The organism is Gammaproteobacteria bacterium, from assembly GCA_013696315.1.
Taxonomy (GTDB): domain Bacteria; phylum Pseudomonadota; class Gammaproteobacteria; order JACCYU01; family JACCYU01; genus JACCYU01.
Genome location: JACCYU010000133.1, coordinates 1 through 6,281 on the forward strand (window position 1 = coordinate 1; position 6,281 = coordinate 6,281).

Sequence of the window (6,281 nt, forward strand, 5' to 3'; positions counted from 1 at the left end):
GCGGCAACGCGAGCGCATCGTGCGGGCGGCGTGCGGCGACATGCTTCCCGAACACGCGGCGCGCCGCATCGCCGAGGCCGAAGCGCTCGCGCCGGCGGTCATCGACCGGGCCGCGAAAGTAACACGTGCGATACGCGGCGAGCTTCGCGCAAACCAGGTCGCCGGTGCGATCGAACACCTGGTGAACAGCGATAACCAGATTCGATGCTCTTGCGACCCAACTCGGTAAGAAGGGGCGTGTAACATCTCGCTTCTTTGACAATCGCCGACGGGCGTTTCTGAGTCAACTGCCAAGACTTTTGGAGCGCTCGGGGTTCACCGTGCGTAATTACGTTTGCATGGGCTCCGGCTTCTACGAATCCGCAGCGGCGACTCACGCCGATGCGGTACCAAAAGTCATCGATCAAATCGTCAGCTGTTTGCAAGGCGATAGTGGCGGCCCGAAGTATTTAACCAAATGGCCCTGTGTCGACATCTTTGTGAATCCGTTTGCTTGCCAAGCAGTGTCGCAGTCACTCGTCGCTATTAATGAGCGTAAGTGGTGGTGCGTTCGACCAGCCGCCGATCCTGTCCGCGAAAGTCAAAACCGCAGCCTTCATGCCAAGTTCATCTATAGCGCGTTTTGCCGCGAAGATATAGACACCTATTCCAGCGGTTGGCTATATCTTGGATCTGGAAATCTGACTAGCGCGGGTTTCGCCCAGCGTGCTGCAGTCAATGCTGGCAATCTCGAAGCCGGCGTACTGCTTGCAGTTGAAAAGATGGATAGTAAAACGCTACAGCAGCGCTTGCCGGTGCAATGGGACACGGAAGTGGAGCAAGGCAAGCCCGAAGCGGGCGCCAACATGGAGGAGAGAGAAACGAGTTTCGTGGCTGCTCCCGTAGCATATTTTCTTTACAGCGAAGACACGAACTGCTGGCTCACTCCATACCCGCCGGAATCGAGTGATTTTGAGGTTAGGGACAGCAACGGCAGTTGGATGTCTGTTAATGCGCAAGGACGCATCAATTGGTCAAGCACGGCGCCGCTAAGCGTCAATGTTCGTTGGAAAGAAGGCCACCTGCAGCATGAGGCCGACGTGCCAGTAATGGATCAGCACGGTCGCCTTTGCGCACGGCCACTGCGACCTCTCGTTAATGTGGAGGAAGTCTGGTGGCAACTGGAAGACTTCCCGTCCACTTCGGAAGACGGCACGCCGGATGAGGAAGCACTTGACGGACGCGGGCTGACACCGAACGGTGGAGAGAAGAAAGCGCCAAGTCTCGCCGCAAGCTACCCCATTCGCGCAATGATGCAATTGCTGGAAAACATCGCGGCTAAACAGACCCAACTGCATCAAGCTGACTGGTCAACCTGGTGTAACCGGCTTGAACAGACGCTAGTGCAAGCAAAGGACACTGAAGCCGTACTTTTCTGCCGCGCGCTCGATCTCAATGTTCTCGGGCCACTTTGGCATCCGCCGTTCAGGCCGGCGTACGCTGAGAACGAGGACACCTTAGAATGCCAGCGGTACAAAGCGGCGCTTGGCCGGATACAGGCCGCGTGGGGAATGAGCGACCTCGCAAAACTGGGAGATTACGTATGAAGACTGAATTCAAAGGATGGGGCGCCGTCGCTGTGGCGTTACGGAAGCGTTGCGCTGAAGAAGCTATGGCTGACGAGCCGTGGCTGAACGACGGCCAACGTGCAAACCTGTGCGCCATCGCCGAACGAATGCCGAACAACGGTTTGATCATTGCGGATGAAGTTGGAATGGGGAAAACGCGCGTTGCTGTTACCGTAGCGCGATACGTGAAAGAGTGCGGCGGTCGGGTTGCAGTCCTAGTACCGCCAGGTCTTGGCTATCAGTGGCAGACGGAGCTGAAGGAGGGCGGCTTAACGGTGCCACCGGTGCTGCGTAGCCTTTGGGGCTTTTTTGAGGCTTGGAAATCGGCGGAAGACTCCTTAAAGCCGTGGTTCGAAGAACCGGTGCTACTGATTTCTCACGTCTTCACCAATTGGCGGCTCGGCGAAGAGTCGGCTGCTTGGCGCTGGGCTTTGCTGCCTGAACTAATAGCCCAGTGGCGCATAAAGACTGACGGACGTTCTCCTCGCGACTACAAGAATCACCTGAAGTTGAATGACGTATGGGTTAAGGCCGCCGCCGATAGCATTACTGCGCAGATAATGGACTCAAGAAGTTCCCTCGAACACGACTTAATGGAAGCCATGTCACACGAGGTTGTGTGGGGGAGACATCTCTTCGCCGGGGATATTTACGCGCGTGGTGAAGACCACAGAATTTGGCTTGAGCGTGCGGTCGGGCTCAGTCTAGGCGCGGTCGATCTGATCATCGTGGATGAGGCCCATAAGAGCCGCGGTGAAGGAAGCGGACTCTCGCGTTTGCTGGAACGGGTAATTCTTCATGGCAGGCAGGCGCGGCGAATGGGCTTGACGGCCACACCGATTGAGATCGATGTCGAGCAGTGGACATCGAGTCTTGAGCGTATTGGCGTGGCACACGCGCAAAAAGTAAAAGTTGATGCGATCTTACCTTACATGAAGGCCATCGACATGCTCAGACAGAGCTGGCGCAGCAGTCCAGGAGCTCGCAGGCAGTTTTACGAGGCGGCACGAGCTTTCGAGCAAGCTTTGTCGCCATATATTTTGCGTCGTGGCAAGGGCGAGGACGAGGCCGTCGCTCGCTTCCTGAGCCTCGGGGAGCGGGAGGGTATCCATGACTATCGGCATGTCTCGAGAGTCAATGTACATCCAATGAAACTCGATGCCCATTGGCGGCAAGCATTGTTCGCCGCCGAGGCGCTGTCGGTGACAACCCGCCACAGTGACGATTCGGTGGCACAGCGCCTGCGTCTGACGCTCGGCAACGGGCATGGCATTGCCGCCTGGTTAGACACACCGCTGCGTAATGGAAAGAATGATCCTGGAACAGAAAGCTTGGATTCAGCCAGCGAGCATCAAGCGCTGACTCCCCGTGATCAAAAGCGCCTGCAAAGAGCTGCGTGGTGGACAGAGTGTCTCAATACAAGCCTGAGGGCGAGCAGCCATGGCCTGTATTCGCATCCCGCAATCTTCAGAGCCGTTCAGGAAATCGAGAAATGGGTAGGGAAGGACGAAAAGGTGCTCGTATTCGGACGGTTTACTAAACCAATGCAGGCTTTGGTAAATCTGCTGAACGCACGCGCCATGCTGCGTCATCTCGAAGAGGGCAGGCCCTGGCCGCAAAGCAAGGCTCACGGAGATGTTGATGCCAGCGATACGGACGTTAACAGCGAATGGCCGGCCATCAGGGCGGCACACGATCAGATGAATTGCGGCATCGCGCTTGAGCAAATTGATGCACGACTGGAAGATCAATACCGGAAGCTGGAGAACGCCCGCGAACGACTTCGAACCAACTTGATCCGGCTTCTTGCGGAAGGTCAAGAGTGCAAGAACGAGAAATCCTCTAGAACGCCCGCGCGCGCGCTCTTTACTAGGTTCAAAGAGATCAATAAACGCAATTACAAACACGAGTCGCTCAATTTGGTTGCGCGGGCGTTGGCCGATTATGTTGGAACAACTTCGCCTGAAGCTGCCCAGCCTGCGGAATGGTGGAATTCGTTTGAAGACATGGTACGAGCGGTTTGTGATCATGACGATTTTGACGAAGACGGTAGCGTGAGCGATGAACAGGCGCAGGATCTCTGGTCTGACATTAGCGAGCGACTCAACGACGACTACGGCAGTACGCAGGGGCGGTTTGCTCGCCTTATGTACGGGAACACTGCAATGCCAACCCGGCGGCTCATTCAGGCGGCGTTCAATCGTCTTCAAAGCCTCCCGCAAGTGCTCGTTGCGCAATCCACCGTTGGGCGTGAAGGTCTTAATCTACATCGTGCTTGCCGGATCGTCGTATTGCTGCACCATGAGTGGAATCCGGGCGTTGTTGAGCAACAGATCGGCCGTGTTGATAGGGTCGGCAGCCGATGGGCGAAGCTGTGCGATGAGGCCGAAGCAAGCGATAAAGCCATTGAACACTGGCCGCGTATAGAGATAAGGTCCGTTGTGTTTTTGGGAACTTATGATGCTCACAATTTGCGCGTTCTTAAAGTCCGCTGGGATAATCTGCGTGCGCAATTACACGGAGACGTTTTATCGGAAAATTTTCAAAACACGGACAAGGAAGGGCGTGCCATGTACGATGAGATCGTGAAGGCTGCGCCGAAATTTTCGCCGCTGTGTTATGGACTGCGTTAAATCCCGCCTCTACGGTGACGACTAGTTGGAAATATAGACACTTGCCGGACTCAGAACATCGAACAAATCAGGGTGACCGCTATGGTCAAGGCAATCGCAGAAATCGAGGGTGAAATCCGCGCGCTCAGCGTAGCGGACAAGAAGCAACTGTTATGTGCGCTGATTGCGGAACTGGATGCACCAGCCGATCCGGACGTAGAGCGCGCCTAGCTGGAAGAGGCTCAGAGGCGGCACCGGGAACTTGTCGAGAAAACAGTCAGGCCAATCACCGGCGAGCATGTGTTCGAGAATCTGCGCGCGCGGCTTGGCGAATGAGGTATGAATTTCATCCCGACGCGCAAGCAGAGTTTATCGAGGCTGCAGCTTATTACGAGATTAGATTCCAGGTCTTGGGGAGCGATTTGGTGATGAAGTGCGGCGTGGCATCGAATTGCTGATGAATCAGCCTGAAATGGCTCCTCGCATTGGCCCGCAGTTGCACAGGCTCGTGTTGACCCGATTCCCTTACTCGCTAAATCTACGCAACAACATCCAACGCGATACAGATTGTTGCGGTCGCTCATGCGCATCGTCGGCCTGGCTACTGGCAGCTCAGGGCAGGCGCGTACTGATTTGCTGTAACCTGCGACAAACCGAACTCTTTGCAATGAAGTGGTCCCCAAAAACTGGTCAGGGATTTAAGCTCTGAGTCGCATGATTGAGAGGAAGCGAGATGAGCCAGAAATGTAAGCAATACAGTGCCGATTTCAAGGCCAAAGTGGCGCTGGCGGCGCTGAAGGAAACGGCGACGACCGCAGAACTGGCGGCGCGTTATGGGCTACACCCGACGCAGATCAATCAGTGGAAGCGGCAGGCGCTTAAGAACATGCGCTCGGTGTTCGACCGCGACAATGGTGGCAAGGGCCAGACCGCGCAGAGCGTTGACGACCTACACCGGGTGATTGGTCAGCTCACGGTGGAACGCGATTTGTTGTCCAGAAAGCTCGATCATTGAGCCGCGCAGCGCGACGCCAGATGATTGAGCCGCATGCCCACCTGAGCCGGCTTCGGCAATGCCAGTTGTTCGCGGTCAGCCGCGCGTCGATCTACTACCGACCCCGGCCGATCCCTGCGCATGACCTTGAACTGATGCGGCGCATGGATGCGCAATACCTGCGGACGCCGTTCTACGGCAGCCGCAGCATGACCACGTACCTGCCACACCGTCAACCGCAAACGGGTGCGGCGGTTGATGCGCGTGATGGGATTACGCTCGATCGCACCGACGCCCAGTACCAGCCACCCGCAGCCGGCGCACCCGGTCTATCCCTATCTGCTGCGGGCTATCGCAATCACCCGGCCCGATCAGGTCTGGGCGAGCGATATTACTTATGTGCCGATGGCAAAAGGTTACCTGTATCTGATGGCCATTGTGGACTGGTGTAGCCGCAAGGTACTGGCCTGGCGAGTCTCCAACAGCCTCGACAGTCACTTCTGCGTCAAGGCGCTGGAGGAGGCGATTGCCCGTTATGGTAGCCCTGAGATCTTCAACACCGACCAGGGGGCGCAATTCACCAGCGAGGCCTTTACTGGCTGTCTTAAGCAGCACGATATCCGCATCAGCATGGACGGCCGCGGCTGCTATCAGGACAACATCTTCGTCGAGCGGTTGTGGCGCAGCGGCAAGTATGAGTGTATCTACATCCAGGCATTCGAGAACGGCAAGGCGTTGCAACAGGGACTGACGCAATACTTCGACTGGTACAATCAGGAACGTTCTCACCAGGGTCTGGATGATCAGACGCCGGATGAGGTCTACCTGGGCTTACCCCATTGGAGACAGGCCGCCTGAGCCTGATTTACATGAACGGTCAGAGCTTATTCAATCCCTCAGGCTGTCCAAACCATGGGGTCCACTTCAGCAATACCGTACACACATTCGTACTTCACGAAGAGCTGAACGGTTCTCTCCCGCCGATAGGGCGAAAGGTATAATTTCGAGTACGGTTCGGTGATCGGCCTGCCGTGAAGCATACAAGCGAGATCGCAGACGCTTCGCACG

Annotated in this window: 3 protein-coding genes and 1 pseudogene; 3 read left to right on the top strand and 1 reads right to left on the bottom strand. The window is 56.3% G+C overall.

What is annotated here, in order from left to right; all coding sequences use genetic code 11:
• Positions 1-178, bottom strand: a 178-nt coding sequence (locus tag H0V34_08015) for a hypothetical protein (GenBank protein ID MBA2491635.1), incomplete at its 3' end; no start/stop codon positions are given.
• Positions 179-320: 142 nt separating this feature from the next.
• Here H0V34_08015 and H0V34_08020 point away from each other — a divergent pair.
• The 3 genes and pseudogenes from H0V34_08020 (at position 321) to H0V34_08030 (ending at position 6,071) form a co-directional block, all read left to right on the top strand.
• Entirely contained in the window at positions 321-1,586 is a 1,266-nt protein-coding gene (locus tag H0V34_08020; GenBank protein ID MBA2491636.1) for a hypothetical protein, read from the top strand.
• The gene (locus tag H0V34_08025; protein ID MBA2491637.1) at positions 1,583-4,240 is read left to right on the top strand and encodes a type III restriction endonuclease subunit R; all 2,658 of its coding nucleotides are present in this window, start codon (positions 1,583-1,585) and stop codon (positions 4,238-4,240) included. The genes H0V34_08020 and H0V34_08025 overlap by 4 nt, the downstream gene beginning before the upstream one ends.
• A gap of 712 nt (positions 4,241-4,952) precedes the next feature.
• A pseudogene (locus tag H0V34_08030) lies at positions 4,953-6,071 on the top strand (IS3 family transposase).
• The last annotated feature ends 210 nt before the right edge of the window (positions 6,072-6,281 follow it).

What these genes read in the sequence shown, in the direction of transcription:
- H0V34_08025 (MBA2491637.1), top strand. Translation starts at nt 1,583, where the DNA reads ATGAAGACTGAATTCAAAGGATGGGGCGCCGTCGCTGTGGCGTTACGG.